Consider the following 19,430-nt stretch of genomic DNA (forward strand, 5'->3'; position numbering starts at 1 on the left):
CGCCGGACACTCCGGCGGGACCTCCGTGGGCCCGGTCAGCCCCGCGCGAGCGACCGTGTCACGACGACGCTGAGGACCCGTACGCCGTGGGTGGAGCCCGGTTGGATGCCGGTGAGTTCGTGGGCGCGCTGGAGGCGGTAGTCGAGCGTGCGGGGGTGGACGTTGAGGGCCGCCGCGGTGCGGGTCCGGTCCATGTCGTACCGGTAGTAGCTGTCCAGCGTGGCGATGAGGTCGGGCCCGCGGGTGAGGTGGCCGGCGAGGTCGCCGAGCCAGTTGTCGACCTCCGGCAGCCGGCTGACGCCCAGCTCGACGAAGACGTCGTTCATGGTGTGCGGGCGCTGCTGCCCGGACTGCATGGGCGCGACCCGGCTGATCCGCCGGGCCCGGTCGAAGGCGGCGGCCAGGGCACCGGCCGCACCGACGCTCGTGCCGATGGCGCAACTGCCGCCCACCGCCTCGGTGATGTCGTGTACGACGGACAGCGCGCGGTCCTGCCGGGTCGGTACCGTCGGCGCGTCGGCCGGATCGTCGGCGGACTCGGGTGTCAGGGCCACCAGTTCCTCGGGGTCGTGCCACATGATCGGCACCTGACGGCGGCGCAGCAGGGACTCGGTGATCTCCTCGCGGCGGGCGCTCGTGGGACGCGGCCGGCCGGGTACGCGGACGACGGTCACCCGGTAATGCGGGTGGACGCGCATGCCGACGCCGGACGCCAGGCCCGGCGCGGCCGGGTCGTCGGAGAGCAGGGCCTCGGCCAGCAGCCGGACCCTGCCGACGAGGGACATGCGGCGCCGCTGCCCCGCGACGAACCCCGAGAGGTAGGCCTCGCCGCCGCGTGTGCCCTGCGGGCCGAACCAGCGCATCAGGCGCATGAGGTCGTCGCCGTCGTCGGGGCCGGTCGAGTCGTTGATCTCGCGCAGCATCAACCGGGTGTGTGCGACGACCAGTTGCTGGTGGCCCGGTAGGGACAGCCCCTTCCCGGCCCGCTGTTCGCCCACCGAGGCCATCAGCCGGAGATCGTCCGCGCCGAGGGGCTCTTCCTCCGCCGCCAGTTCGACGGTCCGGCGCCGTAACCACACCGAGTACTCAAGGGCTTCCCGGCGCGAGCGGGCGTCCCGTTCCAGTACCTGGTACTCGGGGACCTCGCGCCGGTAGACGTCGGTCGCGTTCCGGGAGTTGCTGTCGAGCTGTCTGAGCAGTTTCGTGAAGAGATTCCCCATGTCACCCTCCTCATGGCACCGTCGGCGGGGCGTCCGCCCAGGAGTTGTTCGTTCGAACTCCTGTTTTGGATGTCATGTACTGGGTGACATGGGCGACATCGGGTGTCAGTCGCGGCCCGTGCCCCGGTAGAGGTCCAGCTCGCCGTCGAGTTCCACGGCCAGGACGGTCGCGTACTCGTCGAGGTCGGCCGCCCCGGGCGCGTCGATCCACGTCACGCCGGGCACCTGGTCCAGGCCGCCGGTGACATGGTGGCCCAGCTCGGTGCCCGTACCGACGACCGAGACCCGCCGTACGGCGTTGCGCAGGCCCCGGATCGACACGGCCTCGCGCGGTGCGTCGAAGCAGATCAGGTACAGGGTACGCCGGTCGGCGGAGAGGGTGCTCGGCCCGTAGTGGTGCCCGGCGGGCAGGCCCGCGACCGTGCCGTACACGGCGTCGGCGTGCTTGGTGACCCAGGCGCCGAGCCCCTCCAGGCGCTCCACCTGCTCCTCGGGGATCGTGCCGTCCTCCATCGGGCCGGCGCCGAGCAGCAGATTGCCGCCCATGCCGATCGTCTCCGTGAAGTAGCGCACGAGCTGGCGGACCGACTTGAAGTCGCGGTCCTTGGCCCGGTAGCTCCACGAGTCGTTGATCGTCAGGCACAGCTCCCATGGACCGTCCGGGGCGATCAGCGGAACGCCCTGCTCGGGGGTGGCGTAGTCGCCGTAGCTGAGCATGCGGGCGTTGAGGATGGTGTCCGGGTTGCCCGCGAGGATCAGTTCGGACAGCTCCCGCATCCGCCACTGCTCCTCGGTGCGCTCCCACTCACCGTCGAACCAGAGGATGTCGGGGCGGAACCGCTCGACCAGTTCGCCCACCTGGCCGTCGCGGTACGCGAGATAGCGCGCCCAGGCCTCCGGGTCCTCCTCGCCGGGGCGGGCGTGGGAGTAGTCGTTGGCCTCGACGATGTGCGGGCCGGGGTGGCGCTCGCTCGCGTAGTCGGGGTGGTTCCAGTCGGAGTGCGAGTAGTAGAGGCCGACCTTCAGGTTCCGCTCGCGCAGTGCGTCGACGAAGCCGGTGACCAGGTCGCGGCCCGCCGGGGTGTCCCGGACGACGTCCAGGTTGCGGTGGTCGGTGTCCCACAGGGCGACGCCGTCGTGGTGCTTGGTGGTGAGCACGGCGTACTGGGCGCCGACACGGGCGAACAGCTCCGCCCAGGCCTTCGGGTCGTAACGCGAAGCCGTGAAACGGTCGAGCTGTTTCATGTACTCCTCGTGCGAGACCTCGTCCGTGTAGAAGGACCAGGACTCGGCCCAGCCGTCCACGGCGTAGATGCCGTAGTGGATGAAGATGCCCAGCTTGGCATCGGGGAACCAGGGTTGCATCGGCATACGCCCACGCTAGGCACGGGCCCCCGGCGCGCGCGTGGGCTCGGGTCACCACTACTGGTCCGTTTTCACCATCGGTGCCGGTCGCTGTGCGATCCCTTTACGTGACTGTCATGTACCTGTAGCTTCCGCGCTGCAAGTGTTTTCAGGAACTTTCCGGTTCCCCTTGCAGTCCAGAACCGAGCATTCCGGGCCGTATTGGAGTCACGCATGAGGCAACCCCTGGTGGCGCTGGTGGCGGCTGCCGTGCTGGTGGGAGCGGTCCCGCCGGACACAGGCTCCGCGCCCATGGCGGAGACGGCCGCCGCCGCGTCCAACACGGCGACCGTCTTCTACTACACGAAGACCAAGAGCTGGCCCACCACCTATCTCCACTACGCCCCCGACGGCGGCTCCTGGACCACCGTCCCCGGCACCCAGATGGAGTCGGCCTGCACGGACTGGGTCAAGAAGACCGTCGACCTGGGCTCGGCCGCCGGACTCCAGGCGACCTTCAACAACGGCAGCGGCACCTGGGACAACAACGGCGGCAGCAACTACGCGCTCGGCACCGGCACCATCACCGTCAAGGACGGTGTGATCGCCCACAGCGATCCGTGCGCCGACACCGGTACGGGCACCGGAAACCAGGCCACCGTCTACTACTCGACCGCCACCTCCGGCTGGACCACCGCCAACATCCACTACGCGCCCACCGGCGGCTCCTGGACGACCGTCCCCGGCGTCGGCATGGAGACCGCCTGCACGGGCTGGTGGAAAAAGACCCTCGACATCGGCACCGCGACCTCGCTCAAGGCGGCCTTCAACAACGGCAACGGTGTCTGGGACAACAACAACAGCGCCGACTACACGATCGCGACCGGCACCACGACCGTGAAGGACCGCACGGTCACCGCGAACGCCACCGACCCCTGCGCCGCCGAACCACCGGACACCGAGGCACCGACAGCGCCCGCCGACGTCACCGCGAGCGCCACCAACACCTCGGTCGTGGTGAGTTGGGACGCGGCGACCGACAACAAGGGCGTGACCAAGTACCAGTTGACGCGCACCGGCGGCATCCAGGGCACCGTCGTCACGGACATCGGCTCAACGGTGTTCTCCGACACGGGACTCGAGGAGCGCACGACCTACACCTACACGGTCAAGGCCGTCGACGCGGCCGGCAACACCTCGCCCGCCTCCGCCGCCGCGACCGCCACGACCGGCGACCAGGCCCCCGCACCGGCCTCCGGCACCCCGCTCGGCACCGACCCCCGCAAGGACCCCATCTACTTCGTCCTCACCGCCCGCTTCTACGACGGCGACACGAGCAACGACCGCGGCGGCAGCCAGCACACCAAGTCCGGCAACGCGGCGAACAACGACCCCATGTTCCGCGGCGACTTCAAGGGACTGGTCGAAAAACTCGACTACGTCAAGGCGCTCGGCTTCTCCGCGCTCTGGATCACCCCGGTCGTCCTGAACCGCTCGGACTACGACTACCACGGCTATCACGGCTACGACTTCTACAAGGTCGACCCACGCCTGGAGTCGGTCGGCGCCTCCTACCAGGACCTGATCAACGCGGCCCACGCCAAGGGCATGAAGATCTACCAGGACGTCGTCTACAACCACAGCTCCCGCTGGGGCGCCAAGGGCCTGTTCACGCCCACGGTGTACGGCGTCCGGGACACCCAGTGGAGCTGGTACTACGACGAGAAGGCCGAGGGCTTCGAGTACGACGGGCTGACCGTCGAGCCCAAGTCCGGGAAGTCCTACTACAACGGCGACCTGTGGTCGACGGCCGAACCGACAGGCAACACCTGCCTCAACTGGGGTACACCGACCGGCGGCAAGAGCGCCGAGGGCTACACGCTCTACAACTGCCAGTGGCCGAGCCCCACTTCGGGCATGTTCCCCAAGGCGTACTACCACCAGTGCTGGATCGGCAACTGGGAGGGCGAGGACGCCCGTTCCTGCTGGCTGCACGAGGACCTGGCCGACTTCAACACCGAGAACACCACGGTCCAGAACTACTTGATCGGCGCGTACGACAAGTACATCGACATGGGCGTCGACGGCTTCCGCGTCGACACGGCCGTCCACATCCCGCGCGTGACGTGGAACCGCCGTTTTCTGCCAGCGATATACGAGCGCGTGACCCAGAAGTTCGGCGCCACGGCCGCGCAGAACTTCTTCGTCTTCGGCGAGGTCGCGGCCTTCGTCAACGACAAGTGGAACCGTGGCTCGGTCAACCACTCGGCGCAGTTCTACACCTGGAAGGAACGCAAGGAGTACAGCGCCGACGACGAGACGGCGGCCATCGAGCAGTTCAATTACGAGAACAACCTCGGCACCGGCAACCAGCCGACGTCCACCAACGCCTTCCTGAGCGGCAACAGCTACCACACGCCCGACCGCAGCCAGTTCTCCGGCATGAACATCATCGACATGCGCATGCACATGAACTTCGGTGACGCGCCCAACGCCTACGGCAACGGCAAGGACTCCGACGACTCCGTCAACGACGCCACGTACAACGTCGTCTACGTCGACAGCCATGACTACGGCCCCAACAAGTCGAGTAACCGCTACAGCGGCGGCACCGACGCCTGGGCCGAGAACATGGCGCTGATGTGGACCTTCCGGGGCATCCCGACCCTGTACTACGGCTCCGAGATCGAGTTCCAGAAGGGCAAGCAGATCGACTGCGGTCCGACCTGCCCGCTGGCGAACACGGGACGGGCGTACTACGGCGACCACCTCGCCGGATCCGTCACCGCGAGCGACTTCGGCACGGTCGGCTCGGCGAGCGGTGAGGTCGCCAACACCCTCGCCCAGCCCCTGGTCAAGCACCTCCAGCGGCTCAACCAGATCCGCCGGGCGGTCCCGGCCCTCCAGATGGGCCAGTACTCCACCGAGGGCATCAGCGGCCAGATGGCCTTCAAGCGCCGGTACACCAGTGGCTCGACGGACAGCTTCGCGCTGGTCACGGTCACCGGCGACGCCACCTACACCGGCATCCCGAACGGCACGTACACCGACGCCGTCACCGGTGACGTACGGACCGTCTCGAACGGCACGCTGACCGTGGCGGCGCCGGGCAAGGGCAACCTGCGGGTGTACGTCCTGAACGGGCCCGGGAAGATCGGGACCGCCGGGCCGTACCTGAAGTAGCGCGATGCCGGTCCCGGGCCCCGACCGGCCCGGGACCGGCCGCGTCCTCAGATCCGGTCGGCCGCGATCAGCAGATAGTGGAAACTGCCCTCCTTGTACGCGGTCAGGAACGCCTCCTCGATCCCGGTCGTCACCGACGACTCGGCCCGCAGCTCCCAGTACGGCATGGTCGCCTCGGTCAGGTCGACGACGTTGATGGGTACGAGGTTGTTGGCGGCCATCGCCTTGAAGTACTCGCTGCGCGGGTGGATGTTGCACGTGTAGTGCTCGTCGATCCTGCTGACCGCCTTGGATCGCATGCCCTTGACGTCGTTCGAGCACCCGGTGATGCACACGTACCGGCCGCCGGGTTCGAGCAGTCGCGCGAACTCCCCGTACAGCTCGAAGAGATCGACGTACATCGTCGTCTCGTTGGTCCAGATGGCACGGCGTGAACCCGTGGCGAAGCCGGAGTCCAGCATGTTGCGGAAGTGGAAGCGCACCTTGTCGTCGACACCGCGCCGCTTCGCCTGGTCGTTGGCGAAGGCCACCTGCTGCTCGGAGATGCTGACGCCGTCCACGGAGCAGCCGAAGCGGGCGTTGGCCATGATGCTGCTGCCACCGCGTCCGGAACCGGCGTCCAGGAGACGGTCCTGCGGGCGGACCTCGCCGAGGTGGTCGAGGAGAACGTCCGCCTGGGCGGTCTCCAGGCGGTGCATCTCCTCGATCATCCGCTGCTCGCGGGTCTCCGCCGGGCCCTGGAGGACGGACGGGTCGTAGTCGCCGATGCCGTAGTGGTGGTGGTACAGGTCGTCGACCTCGCCGAGGCGGAGGTTGACCGCGTTGCGCTCCGCGTTCCAGTAGTCGGCGACGGACTTCTGGTACTCGGTGCGCAGGACCTGGTCCATCGCGGTCGTTTCCATGTCGGTGACAGGCATGGTGAAGCGATCTCCTTGCGGGACAAAGGGGTTGGGGGAAGGGCGGGGGGTTCTGTGCGTCAGGCGGGTGTCGTGTAACGGGCGCTGACCGCGTGCCATTCACGGTTGCCGCCCAGCCAGGCCCAGGTGCCGGCCAGGAACCGGCGCAGCTCGGGGGAGGCGGTGAGGGCTAGTGCGGCTGCCTCGGCCTCGAAGGTGTGCATCAACTCGTTGTGGATCTCGACCGTGCGGTCGACCGCCTCCGCCAGGGAGCACCCGTCCTCGGACTCGATCAGCCGGGGCAGACTGAAGTCCGTCGGGTCCTCCTTGCCCATGGAGTACAGGTCGTTGACGATCACGCTCGCGGAGCCCGCCAGGGTGAAGGCACGGCGTACCGCCGGGTCGGCGAACTCGCCGTACGGCAGCTCGTACCCGGCGACCGCGTCGACCAGCACCATGCACGGGATGAAGCTGTTCTCGTGGCGGTGCATCAGGAACTCCCAGACGGGCGGCCGGTGCCCTGCCGTGTGCCAGAAGCCTTCCTGGTTGTACGCGACGAACATGATCGCCAGCTCATGGCGCAGCCGCCGCACCTGGCCCGTCGTGGCGTACCGGGCGAGATCGGCGAGGCCGGAGCGCAGCGCCCGCATGACGGGGTCCGCCCGGACGACCTTCTCCAGCTGCGGTGCGTACGCACGGGGGAGATTCGCCTGGTCGATCACCGAGTGGGCGATCGCGAGGCGCTGCCCGAGCACCTCGTGCCGGGCCTCCTCCACCTCGCAGTCCACGTAGTGGTCGTCGACGGACCACTCCGCGAGCGCGCACTTCGCCGCCGCCAGCAGTCGGCCGAGGTCGTCCGACTCGGGGTGCGCCAGCATGATCAGCCGTCCGAAGTCGGCCTTGCGGATCATGTCGAGCCGGCCGGGGTAGATCCCGATTTCCTCGGCCCACTCGACCAGTCCCTCGGTGACGGCGTCGCCGAGAGCGCGGTCGTCGCGGACGGCGGGCGGGCAGTGCAGGCCCGGGGCGGGGTCCGGTTTCTCGGCGGCGCCATGTGGCGGCTGGGCCTGGGCTGCCGGTGCCTCGCCGCGTCGCGCCTCCGGCAGCGTGAGCCGGGTGGTCGACGTGCCGAGACCTCGCGGTCCGGTGGGCAGGGTGGTGGCGAGGCCCGCCTTGACGGCTTTCCGTACGCCCGTTCCGGACGGTCGGCGCACCGGAGCGAAGTACGGGATCCGTGCCGCCGACGTGCCCAATCCCGTGGGCGCGGTGGGCAGTTGGGGCCCGCGGGACGCCTTCGACGGGACCGGCAAGCGGGCCGAAGCCGAAGGCCGCGCCGCCAGCAGCGCCCGTACCAGCCCGGCCGTGTCATGGCTCGCCGAGGGAGCGAGGACCCGGGAGATCAGGGACACCGGCGTCAGCTTCCGTTGGTCCGGGAGACCTCGACGTTCTCCAGGACGCCGAGCGCGTCCGGCACCAGCACGGCCGCCGAGTAGTAGGTGCTGACCAGGTAGGAGATGATCGCCTGCTCACTGATGCCCATGAACCGCACGTTCAGGCCCGGCTCCACCTCGTCCGGGATGCCCGTCTGGTAGAGGCCGATCACACCCTGGTCGTCCTCGCCCGTACGCATCGCGATGATCGACGAGGTGCCCTGCTCGCTGACCGGGATCTTGCCGCAGGGCAGCAGCGGCACCCCACGCCAGGCCGGCAGATGGTGGCCGTTCAGCTCGATGCCGCCGAAGTAGATGCCTCGCTTGTTGCACTGCCGGCCGAACGCGGCGATCGCCTTGGGATGGGCGAACATGCAGCGGGTGCCGCGCCGCATGGTGAGCAGCTCGTCCAGGTCGTCCGGGGTCGGCGGACCCGAGTACGTGGAGATCCGCTGGTCGAAGTCGGCGTTGTGCAGCATGCCGAAGTCCTTGTTGTTGACCAGTTCGTACTCCTGGCGCTCGCGCAGCGCCTCGATGGTCAGGCGCAGCTGCTGCTGGGTCTGGTTCATCGGCTCGTTGTAGAGGTCGGCGACCCGGCTGTGCACCCGCAGCACGGTCTGCGCCACGCTCAACTCGTACTCGCGCGGCTGGAGTTCGTAGTCGGCGAAGGTGCCCGGCAGGGTCTCCTCGCCGAGGTGTCCCGAGCTGAGGGCGATCTCGGCCTCGCCGGACTTGTTCATCCGCTGATGGCCGTTCGAGCTGATGTGCTGCACATGCGAGCGCAGCCCCTCGTGGCGGTCCGCGACCGCCTTGTACGCCGACAGCGGCAGCGCGAGCATGGTCGTGGCCGTCGCCGCGCGGGCCGTGAACTCCCACTTCCCGCCGGCCCCGGCCAGCACCTGGCCGCCGAAGGTGTCCCCGTCGGCCAGCAGCCCGAGGACCGTCTCGTCGCCGTACGGACCCTCGCCGAGCTTCTCCACCTTGCCGTGCGCGATCAAGTAGACGTGGTCCGCCTTGCGGCCCGCCTGCACGATGACCTGGCCCGGCTCGAACTCCTTCTGCACGAACTTCTCGGCCAGCGCGCCCAGCGCGTCACAGTCCGCGAAGCCGCGCAGCAGGGGCAGCTCGCCCAGCTCGGCCGGTACGACCTGGACCTTCGCGCCGGTCTTCACGAAGGAAACCCGGCCGTCGCCGACGTTGTACGAGAGCCGGCGGTTGACGCGGTAGGTGGCGCCCGGCACGTTCACCCAGGGCAGCATGCGGCTCAGCCAGCGTGAGCTGATGCCCTGCATCTGGGGTTCGGACTTGGTGGTCGTCGCCAGATTGCGCGCCGCGGCCGTGCCGAGGCTCTGTTGCTCGGGCTGGTGCGCCGTCGCGGGGCCGCCGGTCGGCGCCGTCACTGTCTCAAGGGGCATGGGTGTGTCCTCGTTCCCGATTGGAGGTGTCACGCTGCGTGTCCAGATCTATCGGAATCCGGTGACAGTGGGTGATGGGTGTGGATGGCGTGCGAGAGCGTGGCGCCGACCGGAGTGACCCCGTTCGCGCCCCCTGTGCGCGGGCCGCTCAACCGACCGGCCGATCAACCTACTTGGCGTTGTCCGACAGGTGGGTGCACCGCGACCGAGCGTGTGTTCACCCACCCGTCTGTCCGGGACAGGTATGCGCGGGACCGGCTCGGGTAGGCGACCCGTACTGTGCCCGGGACCGGCGAGTCCCGGGCGGCCCGTACGACCGTCGCTATCAGGGGACCCGACATGGAGACACCCACGCGCCACCACACCGCCACACCGGCCCGACGTGCGCTGGACGCGCTGGCCGGCAACAGCGAGGACCCGGCCGCGCTGGACGTCCTCGCGAGGAGCGACGTACTGGTGCCCGTACCGGACGACGTCAGCGACGCGGACGCCGGTGATCCCTCGATGGTGGCGCTGCCCGTCCTGGAGGAGCCGAACGGGCGGGAGGCCGTGCCCGTGTTCACCTCGGAGTCCGAGCTGGCCGGGCTGCTGCCGGCCGTCTCCCGCTACCGTCTCGTCCCGCTCGGCGCGCTCGCCGACCAGTGGCCCACCGGCGACCTCGCGCTCACCATCGACGCGGCCTCCCCGCACGGCCTGACGATCACCTCCGAAGGCGTACGGACCCTGCTGGCCCGGCCGTACGAGTACTGAACCCCCGCCCTGCTAGAGGGACTTGCCCGGGTTGAGGATGCCCCGGGGATCGAACGCGTCCTTTATCCGCCGCTGCAGCGCATGCGCCGCAGGGCCCAGTTCGTCGGCGACCCACTGCCGCTTCAGCACCCCCACCCCGTGCTCGCCGGTCAGCGTCCCGCCGAGCCGTAGCGCCAGGGCGAAGATCTCGCCGGCCGCCTCCCAGGCCGCGTCCGGCAGCCCGTCCAGGGACGGGTCGACCACGATGATCGGGTGCAGGTTTCCGTCCGCAGCGTGCGCGATGGTGAACACCGGGACGTCATGGCGCCGCGAGATCTCCCGGATCTCCCGAGCCGCCTCCGCCAGCCGGGAACGGGGGACGGCGATGTCCTCGATCAGCGGGCGGCCCAGCCGTTCCAGCGCGGGCAGGGCGCCCCGGCGGGCGGCGAGCAGCGACTCCGCTTCGGCCGGGTCGTCGGTCTGCTCGACCGACGTCGCCCCGGTCTTGGCGAGGACCCCGGCGACCACCGCCGCCTCCGCCCCGGCACCCGCCCCGTCGCACTGCACCAGCAGCAGCGCCGCGCCCCGCTCCCGCAGCGCCGGGTCGACGGCGTGCAGGACAGGCCCGTCGACCAACTCCGCCAGCGCCGGTACGACCCCGGCCCTGCCGATCGCGTACGAGGCCTCGGCGGCCTCCTCGAAGGACGGGAAGTACGCGGCGACGGTGGCCGTGGCCACCGGCAGCGGGCGCAGCCGCAGGGTCGCCGAGGTGATCACCGCGAGGGTGCCCTCCGAGCCGGTGAGCAGCGCGGTCAGGTCGTAGCCGGTGACTCCCTTGACGGTACGGCGGCCCGTGCGCACCACCGTGCCGTCCGCGAGCACCGCCTCCAGGCCGAGCACGCTGTCCCGCGTCACGCCGTACTTGGCGCAGCGCAGCCCGCCCGCGTTGGTGGCGATGTTCCCGCCGATCGTCGACAGCGCGGCACTCGCCGGATCGGGCGCGTACCGCAGGCCGTGCACGCCCGCCGCCCGGTCCAACTCGGCCGTGATCACGCCGGGTTCGGCGACGGCGAGGTGGTCGTCCTCCGACAGTTCGAGGATGCGGTTCATGCCGGAGAGGTCGAGGACGAGGGTGCCCTCGCCGGCCGTCGCTCCGCCCGACAGCCCGGTACCGGCGCCGCGCGGCACCACCGGCACGCGCAGGGCGTGCGCGTGCCGGAGGGTGACGGTGACGTCCTCGGTGCGTCGTGCGTGGACCACGGCGAGCGGGCCGCCGTACGGCCTGGTGCCGGAGCGGTCGGTGGTGTGTGCGGCCAGTGTCAGCGGGTCGGTGGCCAGCCGGTCGGGCGGCAGATCGCGGGCGAGGAGGCCGAGGAACTGGGCGGAGGCGGTCGTGGTCGGGGCGGTCACCGGTCCTCCCGGGCCGCTGCGCCGGCGGCCTTCTGTAGAGCCTTCGTGCCGATCGCGAGTACGGAGATGTCCTCCTGGGGTGCGTGCACCGGCGCGCACTGGATGTCGCGGAAGTGCCGCTCCAGGGGGTTGCCCCGGGCCAGCCCCGGATTGCCGAGCAGTCGCACGGCCAGCCCGACGGCCTGTACGCCGTGGCGGTCCGCCAACACCCGTGCCCCCAGGGCCTGTTCGGGGGTGTACGACGGGTCTGCGGCGTCGACCTTGGCCGCACCGCCGAACACCAGCTGCTCGGCCCCCGTCAGCAGCACCTCGATCTCCCCGGCCGCCCGGCGGAAGCGTTCCGTACGGGCCACCGGGTGCCCGAGGTTGGCGGGCACCCGGGTCTGCGCGAACGTGTGGAAGAACGCCTGCGCGGCCCGGGCGACCCCCAAGTACAGGGCGGCGAGCGGCAGATGGAGGGACGCGCCCGCCCGGTTGTCCTGCTCGGCCGCCGGACCGTACGGCGCGAGGCCGATGACCTGCTCGTACGGCACCTCCACGTCCCGGAAGGTCACATCGTGGCTGCCGCTCGCGCGCAGCCCCAACTGGTCCCAGTGGCCGGTGACTTCGATGCCGGGGGAGTCGCCGGGCACCAGGAAGGTGCCCACGCGGGGCTCCGGTTCGTCGGTGGTCGCCCACACCAGGAACCAGTCCAGCCCGTCGGCGCCCGTGACGAACCGCTTCGTACCGCTGATCGCCCAGCCGTCCCTGGTGCGCCGGGCCCGCGTGGCGGGCAGTCCGCCGCGCGCGGGGGAGCCCAACTCCGGTTCCACACGGGCGTGGTTGACGAGCACGGGACGTACGAGCGACTCCTTGACGACCCGTGCGTACAACTCCTCGGGCCAGTGCGGCTGTACGGCCTGGCGGTTGTGGGTGGTGAGGGTCATCGCGGCGATCAGGGCGACGGACGGGTCGCCCTGGCCGAGGGTGTGCAGGATGTGCGCGGTCTCCTCGACGCCCGCGCCCCGGCCGCCGTACCGCTCACCGATGGTGGCGGTGAGCAGGCCGGCCTCGTGGGCGGCCTTCAGGGACTCGGTGGGGAAGGCGCCCGAACGGTCGTACTCGGGGGCCAGTTCGGCGATACGGGCGGTCACGGCAGCGTCTTGCGGCGTGGTCACAGTTTCTTCTTCAGGTCGGCGGCCAGTTCGGTGTTGAGCTTCGTCGTCCAGAACGACTTCACGTCCAAGTGCTCCTTGAGGGCGCCGAGTTCGGTGAACACGTCGGCCACCTTCTGCTGCGAGGCGATGGTGTCGTCGCCCACCGGGCGGGCCTGGGTCGGGCGCTGGGTCTGCGCGTCGACCAGGTCCTTCTTCGCCTGGGCGAGCGGCTGGTGCGTGTTGTCCGACACGACCTCGGCGAACTCGGCCTCACGGCCGTCCCGGACGTACGCGTACGCCTGGGTGATCCGGGCGATCAGATCGGCCGTCGCCGCCTGCTGGGCGGAGTTCTTCAGGACGCTGTCGCGGGCCGTCCAGAGGAAGTTGCCGGAGAGGATGTCCTTGCCGGAGCCGACCGTGGTGGCGCCCTGCTGGTGGGCGGTGATGATCGACGTGCCGTAGGAGGCGAAGGCGTCGATGCCGCCGCCGTTCAGGGCCGCGAGACCGTCGTTGGGCAGCAGCGGCTTGGCGTCGACGTCGGACCACTTCAGGCCCGCCTGCTTCAGCAGTTGGAAGAGGAAGTAGTGGGCGGTGGTGTTCTGGACGTAGCCGACCTTCTTGCCCTTCAGCCCGGCGATGCCGGTCACCTTCGAGCCCTTGGGGACGACGACCTCCTGGTTGAGCGTGGCGGCGCGCTGCACGGCGACGACCTTGAAGTTCGGCTTGCCGTCGGCGGCGGCGAAGATCGGCGGGATCTCGCTGGAGGAGGCGACATCGAGGGCGCCGGCGCGGATCGCCTGGAGTTGCAGGTCGCCGCCCTGGAAGACGCTCCACTTGACCTTGTAGGGGGTGTCGTCGAGGTGGGCGAACTTCAGGATGGCCTCCTCGACCTTCCAGCCGGTCGCGCCGACCCGCAGGGTGACGGCGGACTGGTCGGTCGACGACTCGGCCTGGGCCTGGCTGCCGCAGGCCGCCGTGAGGGCGAGCAGCAGGACGGCGGCGGACGTGCGCAAGGAGCGTGAGCGGCGGAACACGGAGTCTCCATAAGGGGATTCGCAGACAGGGGTGGGTGGACGGGGAGTCGGCGGGGTCAGGCGGCCTGGGTGGCCGTCGCCGCGCGGTGGGCGAGCTCCTGGCGGACCAGCGGAAGGACGTAACGGGCGTAGTCGATCGCGTCGTTGAGCGGGTCGTAGCCGCGGATCGACAGCAGGTCGCAGCCGATGTCGACGTAGTCGAGCAGCGCCGCGGCGACCGTCTCCGGCGTGCCGACCAGCGCGGTCGAGGCGCCGGCGGCGTTGGTCGCCACCGCGGGGGCGGTCCACAGGCAGCGGTCGTGCACCTCACCTCGGTCCGCGATGTCGAGGAGACGCTGGGAGCCGACGTTGGCGGGGCGGCCGGTGGTGCGGTAGTGGCGCAGCAGTTCGGTGTTGGCGGCCTGGTCCTTGAGCGCGCCCAGCGTGCGGTGCGCCTTCTCCCAGGCCAGTTCCTCGGTGGGCGCGATGATCGGGCGGAAGGAGACCCAGATACGGGGGTGGGGGCGCCCGGCGGCATCCGCGACCGCGTTGACGGCGGCGATCTGCTCGGCCGTCTCCTTCAGCGGCTCGCCCCACAGACCGAAGATGTCGCCCTGCTGCCCGCCTACCCGGTAGGCGTCCTGCGAGGAGCCGCCGACCGAGACCGGGACCAGCCCGTTGTAGGGCTTGACGTCCGAGTAGTAGCCCTCGAACGTGAAGTACTTGCCCTCGTGCGAGACGGGCCCGTCGGCCTGCCAGACCTTCCTCAGGATCTGGATGTATTCGTCCGAACGCTCGTACCGCTCCGTCTTGTTGAGGTAGTCGCCCTCCCGGTGCTGCTCCTCGTCGCTGCCCCCGGAGATGATGTGCAGCGACAGGCGGCCGTTGCTGATCTGGTCCAGGGTGGCGAGCGCGCGGGCCGCGTGGGTCGGGAAGATCACGCCCGGTCGGTGGGCCAGGATCGGGCGGATCCGCTCGGTGTGGGTGGCGACGAACTGGGCGAGCTGGAAGGCGTCGGGGGACGCCGAGTGGTAGGCGACCAGGGTGTGGTCGAAACCGCCGTCGTCCAGGGTCCGGGCGTACTTGCGGACGAAGTCCGGGTCGAAGCCGCCGGTGCGGCTGCTGGAGGCGGGGCCGTTGGATCCGGTGTCGGTGTGGACGGCGCTGATGAATTCGACAGGCATGAGGGAACTCCCTTCGGAGAGCGGCTACTTGAGGAGGGACGTGTCCGCCGACTTCGCCACGTCGACGTTCGGGTCCAGGACCCCGATGCTGTTCATGAGGTCGGCCACGTCCTGGACGGTGTTGTTCACGTCGTCGGTGATCGGCAGGACCTGGCCGTACGCCGCCGAGGCCAGCGTCTTCGCCACCGAGGCGTCGGCGCCGTTGCGCTCCACGATGGCCTTCGCGTAGGCGTCCTTGTTCGCGCTGGTCCACTTCAGGGCCGTACCCAGGCGCTTCAGGAAGTCGGACAGCGCGGCCTTCTTCGCCGAGTCGGCGAGGGCCTTCTCGGAGGCGTTGACGAAGCCGTAGCCACTGACCCGGCCGTCCGCGCCGTCGACCAGGAGCTTGCCGCCCTGCTCCAGGGCGACGGCCTGGTAGACGCCGAAGATCGCCCAGACCTTGATCCTGCCGGAGGAGAACGCGGCCTGTGCGTCGGTCGGCAGCAGGTACTGCACCTCGACGTCCTTGTAGTCCAGGCCGTTCTGCTTGAGGACGTTGGCCAGCAGATACTCCGAGATGCTGCCCTTGGCGGAGGACACCACGACCTTCTGGCCCTTGAGGTCCTTGACGCTGTCGATGCCGGAGTCCTTGCGGACGACGATCCCGACATGTGTGCCGTCGTTCTTCAGGGCGGCGACGTTCTTGATCTTCACGCCGCCGCTGAGGGCCTGGAGCGCCGGCAGGTCGGCGGAGAAACCGGTGTCGGCGGCGCCCGCCTGTACGGCCTGGTAGAGCGGGGCCGCGCCCTCGAACTCGGCCCACTTCACGTTGTACTTGGCGCCCTTGAGGGCGCCGGAGGCGGCGACGATGGTCTGGAGGGTCTTGGCCTGGTCGCCGATGGTGAGGGTCACTTTGGAGCCGCTCCCGGCGGCGTCCGCCGAGGAGTCCGCGCCGCAGGCGGTCAACGCCAGCAGGGCGGTGACGCTCAGCGCGGCGGTGGCGAGTCTGCGTATCACGAGGGGGTCCCTTCGAGGGTGTGTGCGGTGACACCGAGCCAGCCGAGGAGGCGGGCGCGGAGGGTGACGAACTCGGGCGAGGTGAGATCGCGCGAGCGGGGCAGGCCGACGGTGAGGTCGTGGGCGATACGGCCCTCGTCCATCACCAGGACCCGGTCGGCGAGCAGCAGCGCCTCCTCCACGTCATGGGTGACCAGGAGGATCGCGCAGCCGTGCCGCTGCCACAGCTCGGCGACCAGCTGCTGCACCTTGCCCCGGGTCAGCGCGTCGAGCGCGCCGAACGGCTCGTCAAGGAGCAGGAGTTCGGGCTCGCGGACCAGGGCGCGGGCCATCGAGACCCGCTGTGCCTGGCCGCCGGACAGCGTCTTGGGCCAGACGGTCGCGCGCTCCTCGATGCCGACCTCGGCGAGGGCCTTGTCGGCCAGCGCCCGGTCGGGCCGTCCGGGCAGTCCGAGGACGACATTGCGCCACACCTTCAGCCAGGGCAGCAGCCGTGGCGACTGGAAGGCCGCGCTGCGTCGCGCGGGCACGGTCACGTCGCCGCCGATCTCGTCGTCGAGCCCGGCGAGGATCCGCAGCAGGGTCGACTTGCCGCAGCCGCTGTGCCCGAGCAGGGCCACGAACTCGCCCTCCCGGATGTCGAGGTCCAGCTCGTGCAGCACGGTGTTGCCGTCGAAGGCCCGCGAAAGCCCCCTGATTTCCACGCTGTTGGCCATGGGGATCACGCCTCGCCCTCGAAGTTGGCCCGCCAGGTCAGCAGTCGGCGCGACAGGACCCGTACGGCGAAGTCGCAGGCGAGGCCGAGCAGTGCGTACACCGCGAGGCAGAGCACGATGATGTCCGTACGGAAGTACTGCTGCGCGTTGCTCATCAGATAGCCGAGCCCCGCGTCCGCGTTGATCTGCTCGGCGAAGACGAGCGCGAGCCAGGCGGTGGAGAGCGCGTACCGGAGCCCCACGAGGGCGCCGGGCAGCGCGCTCGGCAGGATCACGTACTTGATCAGACCGAACCGGCCGAGGCCCATCATCCGGGCGGCCTCGACGAGTTGGGCGTCGGTGGACCTGATCCCGCCGTAGATGTTGAAGTACAGCGGGTAGGTGACACCGAGGGCGACCAGGGCGATCTTCGGGGTCTCCTCGATGCCGAACCAGACGATGAACAGCGGGATCAGACCCACCCAGGGGATCGCCCGGAACATGCCCATCGAGGAGTCGATGACGTCCTCGCCGAGCCGGAACAGCCCGGCGAGCAGGGAGAGAACGAGCGCGACCGTCGCTCCGATGAGGAAGCCGATGGCTGCGCGGCGGCCCGACGCGGCGATGGCGCCGGGCAGTTCACCGTTCTTCGTCAGGTCGACGGCCTGCTTCAGGACGTCCACGGGGGAGGCGAGCACCGACTCGGGCAGTACACCGGTGGCCGAGGTCAGGAACCAGAGGAGTACGAGGCCCACGGGTCCTGCGGCCCGGCGTACCGAACGGGGAACCTGGAGCCGGCGGGTGGTGCGGGTGGCGCCTCGGATGGTGATCCGGGGTGCCGGTTCCGGAGGAGTGTCGGTGCTCGGCGGGGCCAGGGGCGCCGCGTCGAGCGGTTTGGTGGTCATGGCGGGGTTCCTCTCGCGGGGCCCTGGAGCCTCAGGACGGGTGCGGGCCGGTCGCGGCCGGGCGGGTGGGATCGGTGGACCAGGCGGACCAGGAACCGGCGAAGAGGGTCGCCTCGTAACCGGCGAGGGCGAGCGCGGCGATCTCGTGGGCGGCGGTGACACCGGAACCGCAGTACACGCCGATGCGTGACGCGGCACCGGCACCTCGGTCCTCGAACCGCTTGCGCAGCAGCTCGGGTGCAAGGAAGGTCCCGTCGGCCGCGAGGTTCTCCCCGGTGGGCGCGGACACCGCACCCGGGATGTGTCCCGCGCGCGGGTCCACCGGCTCCACCTCGCCCCGGTACCGTTCACCCGCTCGAGCGTCCAACAGCAGCCCCTCGCGGGCGAGTTCGGCGGCGCCGTCGGCATCGGTGAGCGGCAGCCCGCCCGCACGCAGGACGACATCGCCGGGTTCCGGATCGGCCGGGATGCCGGACTCCAGCGGCAGTTCGGCCGCCCGCCAGGCACCCAACGCCCCGTCCAGCAACGTCACTTCGGTGACCCCGGCGTACCGGAGCAGCCACCAGGCCCGGGCTGCGGCGGTGTTGCCCAAGTCGTCGTAAATGACGACCGGTTGGCCATCCCGGAGCCCCCAGCCACGGACTGCTGCCTGCAACTCCCCGATCTCCGGCAGCGGATGGCGCCCGCCCTCAGGGCTCGGCGGCGCGGCAAGTTCGGTGTCCAGGTCGACGTACACCGCACCCGGGATGTGCGCGTCCGCGTAGTGGTCGCGGCCGTAAGGGTCGCCGAGCGCCCAGCGGACGTCGAGGACCAGGGGCGGTTGCTCGGAGGCGAGGGCGTCGCGCAGCTCGGCGACCGTGGTCGTCACACGCGAGGTGCTCATGCGAGGCCCTCCGCGATCGCGGGCAGCTCGGGGGAGAGGCGCAGCCGTTCCAGGAAGAGGACGACCGTGGCGGCGGAGGTGCGGTGCAGGGCGTCGTTGAGCACGTCGTGCCGGCCGCCGTCGAAGGTCACCGTCCGGACGTTCGCGTGCCCCTCGTAGACGTCGAGCGCCTGGTCGAGCGGGCTGATCTGGTCGTCCTTGCCGTGCAGGGCGAGAATCGGCACCTCGACCTGGTCGAGCCGCAGCTCCGGCAGGTCGACGGCCGCGTCGATCGCACCGCGCCGGAAGGCGGAGTCGCCGGCGAGACGCCCCTGGTGGGTCGGGCAGGCGGTCCGCGCCGCCAGCTCGTCCTCCCAACTCCCCGACTCCCAGGGCCCGGTGGGCAGGCCGACGAGGATCAGCGCGTTGACGCCCGCCGGGTGCTCGGCGGCGAGCTGGACGGCGTACCGGGCACCCGTGTCCGAGCCGACCAGGACCTTCGGGCCCGGCAGCGACTCGTCGGCGAGGAGCTTGGCTGCCTCGTCGAGCACGGACGGATCGGCGGACGGATCGCCCAACGCCCGTACCCGGTAGGCGTCGAAGGCGAGTCGGCGGCCGAACCGCTCGTACACACCGCCGTGTTCGCCCCGGCCGGGCAGCACGATCAGTGTGCCGCGCGCGGCGAGGCCTGCGGGTTCGTCCCAGGAAGAGGGCATGAGTGGGTAACTCCCGTTTCAGGGCAGGGAAAAGGGCATGCAGAGAGGGGAACGAAAGGGGGTACGGACCAACGGCCTACCGGCGCGCGGGCAGCGCGAAGCCGATCAGTGGAGGCCGTACGGAAACGCCGGGAGGCGGCGTGGGATCAACGACAGCGCGCGGTGCACGCGACGCCGAAGTCGATGACTCGGCGCTGCGTGAGCAGGGCAGCAGATGCGGTCGGATACGCCATGCCCCCATCATGACCGGCACCTGCGTACGACGTCCAACGACGATTCCGCATCGAAATCGATCG

16 protein-coding genes are annotated in these 19,430 nt (G+C 70.2%); 2 read left to right on the forward strand and 14 right to left on the reverse strand.

Annotated elements, in window-relative coordinates:
- Nucleotides 1–35: 35 nt before the first annotated feature.
- On the reverse strand, nt 36–1,220 hold the full coding sequence (locus ACWCRB_RS14770) for a PucR family transcriptional regulator (RefSeq protein ID WP_450996398.1): 1,185 nt from the start codon (nt 1,218–1,220) through the stop codon (nt 36–38).
- A 105-nt stretch (nt 1,221–1,325) separates the two neighbouring features.
- Nucleotides 1,326–2,591: an alpha-L-fucosidase gene (locus tag ACWCRB_RS14775; protein WP_450996399.1), complete on the reverse strand. Its 1,266-nt coding sequence runs from the start codon at nt 2,589–2,591 to the stop codon at nt 1,326–1,328.
- Nucleotides 2,592–2,798: 207 nt separating this feature from the next.
- Here ACWCRB_RS14775 and ACWCRB_RS14780 point away from each other — a divergent pair, with 207 nt between their 5' ends.
- Nucleotides 2,799–5,747, forward strand: coding sequence for a carbohydrate binding domain-containing protein (locus tag ACWCRB_RS14780; RefSeq protein WP_450996400.1), 2,949 nt, complete (start codon nt 2,799–2,801; stop codon nt 5,745–5,747).
- A gap of 47 nt (nt 5,748–5,794) precedes the next feature.
- Here the strand turns inward: ACWCRB_RS14780 and ACWCRB_RS14785 are convergent, their stop codons facing one another.
- Genes ACWCRB_RS14785 through ACWCRB_RS14795 form a run of 3 tightly spaced genes read right to left on the reverse strand, consistent with a single transcriptional unit; the run spans nt 5,795 to nt 9,488 of the window.
- Nucleotides 5,795–6,664, reverse strand: coding sequence for a geranyl diphosphate 2-C-methyltransferase (locus tag ACWCRB_RS14785; RefSeq protein ID WP_450996401.1), 870 nt, complete (start codon nt 6,662–6,664; stop codon nt 5,795–5,797).
- 59 nt (nt 6,665–6,723) lie between these two features.
- On the reverse strand, nt 6,724–8,052 hold the full coding sequence (locus ACWCRB_RS14790; protein WP_450996402.1) for a family 2 encapsulin nanocompartment cargo protein terpene cyclase: 1,329 nt from the start codon (nt 8,050–8,052) through the stop codon (nt 6,724–6,726).
- A 5-nt stretch (nt 8,053–8,057) separates the two neighbouring features.
- A complete protein-coding gene (locus tag ACWCRB_RS14795; protein ID WP_450996403.1) occupies nt 8,058–9,488 on the reverse strand; it encodes a family 2B encapsulin nanocompartment shell protein in 1,431 nt (476 codons plus the stop codon).
- A 339-nt stretch (nt 9,489–9,827) separates the two neighbouring features.
- Between ACWCRB_RS14795 and ACWCRB_RS14800 the strand changes: the two genes are divergently transcribed.
- A complete protein-coding gene (locus tag ACWCRB_RS14800) occupies nt 9,828–10,238 on the forward strand; it encodes an SseB family protein (RefSeq protein ID WP_450996404.1) in 411 nt (136 codons plus the stop codon).
- A gap of 12 nt (nt 10,239–10,250) precedes the next feature.
- Here ACWCRB_RS14800 and ACWCRB_RS14805 read toward each other — a convergent pair whose 3' ends face one another.
- Genes ACWCRB_RS14805 through ACWCRB_RS14845 form a run of 9 tightly spaced genes read right to left on the reverse strand, consistent with a single transcriptional unit; the run spans nt 10,251 to nt 19,134 of the window.
- The gene (locus ACWCRB_RS14805; protein ID WP_450996405.1) at nt 10,251–11,627 is read right to left on the reverse strand and encodes an FAD-binding oxidoreductase; all 1,377 of its coding nucleotides are present in this window, start codon (nt 11,625–11,627) and stop codon (nt 10,251–10,253) included.
- Nucleotides 11,624–12,784, reverse strand: coding sequence for an acyl-CoA dehydrogenase family protein (locus ACWCRB_RS14810; RefSeq protein WP_450996406.1), 1,161 nt, complete (start codon nt 12,782–12,784; stop codon nt 11,624–11,626). Before ACWCRB_RS14810 ends, ACWCRB_RS14805 begins: the two co-directional genes overlap by 4 nt.
- Nucleotides 12,781–13,797 (reverse strand): ABC transporter substrate-binding protein, encoded by a 1,017-nt coding sequence (locus tag ACWCRB_RS14815; RefSeq protein WP_450996407.1) that lies wholly within the window; start codon nt 13,795–13,797, stop codon nt 12,781–12,783. The genes ACWCRB_RS14810 and ACWCRB_RS14815 overlap by 4 nt, the downstream gene beginning before the upstream one ends.
- 56 nt (nt 13,798–13,853) lie before the next feature.
- The gene (locus ACWCRB_RS14820) at nt 13,854–14,960 is read right to left on the reverse strand and encodes an LLM class flavin-dependent oxidoreductase (RefSeq protein ID WP_450996408.1); all 1,107 of its coding nucleotides are present in this window, start codon (nt 14,958–14,960) and stop codon (nt 13,854–13,856) included.
- Between the two features lie 24 nt (nt 14,961–14,984).
- Nucleotides 14,985–15,956 (reverse strand): ABC transporter substrate-binding protein, encoded by a 972-nt coding sequence (locus ACWCRB_RS14825; RefSeq protein ID WP_450996409.1) that lies wholly within the window; start codon nt 15,954–15,956, stop codon nt 14,985–14,987.
- A complete protein-coding gene (locus ACWCRB_RS14830; RefSeq protein WP_450996410.1) occupies nt 15,953–16,672 on the reverse strand; it encodes an ABC transporter ATP-binding protein in 720 nt (239 codons plus the stop codon). Before ACWCRB_RS14830 ends, ACWCRB_RS14825 begins: the two co-directional genes overlap by 4 nt.
- A gap of 5 nt (nt 16,673–16,677) precedes the next feature.
- Nucleotides 16,678–17,556, reverse strand: coding sequence for an ABC transporter permease (locus ACWCRB_RS14835; protein ID WP_450996411.1), 879 nt, complete (start codon nt 17,554–17,556; stop codon nt 16,678–16,680).
- Between the two features lie 31 nt (nt 17,557–17,587).
- Nucleotides 17,588–18,439 carry a sulfurtransferase gene (locus ACWCRB_RS14840; RefSeq protein ID WP_450996412.1) on the reverse strand — a complete coding sequence of 284 codons (852 nt, stop codon included), beginning with the start codon at nt 18,437–18,439 and terminating at the stop codon, nt 17,588–17,590.
- Nucleotides 18,436–19,134, reverse strand: a complete 699-nt coding sequence (locus ACWCRB_RS14845) for an alpha/beta hydrolase (protein ID WP_450996413.1) — start codon at nt 19,132–19,134, stop codon at nt 18,436–18,438. Before ACWCRB_RS14845 ends, ACWCRB_RS14840 begins: the two co-directional genes overlap by 4 nt.
- Nucleotides 19,135–19,430 lie beyond the last annotated feature (296 nt).

The sequence above is a fragment of the Streptomyces sp. NPDC002156 genome, assembly GCF_053593675.1.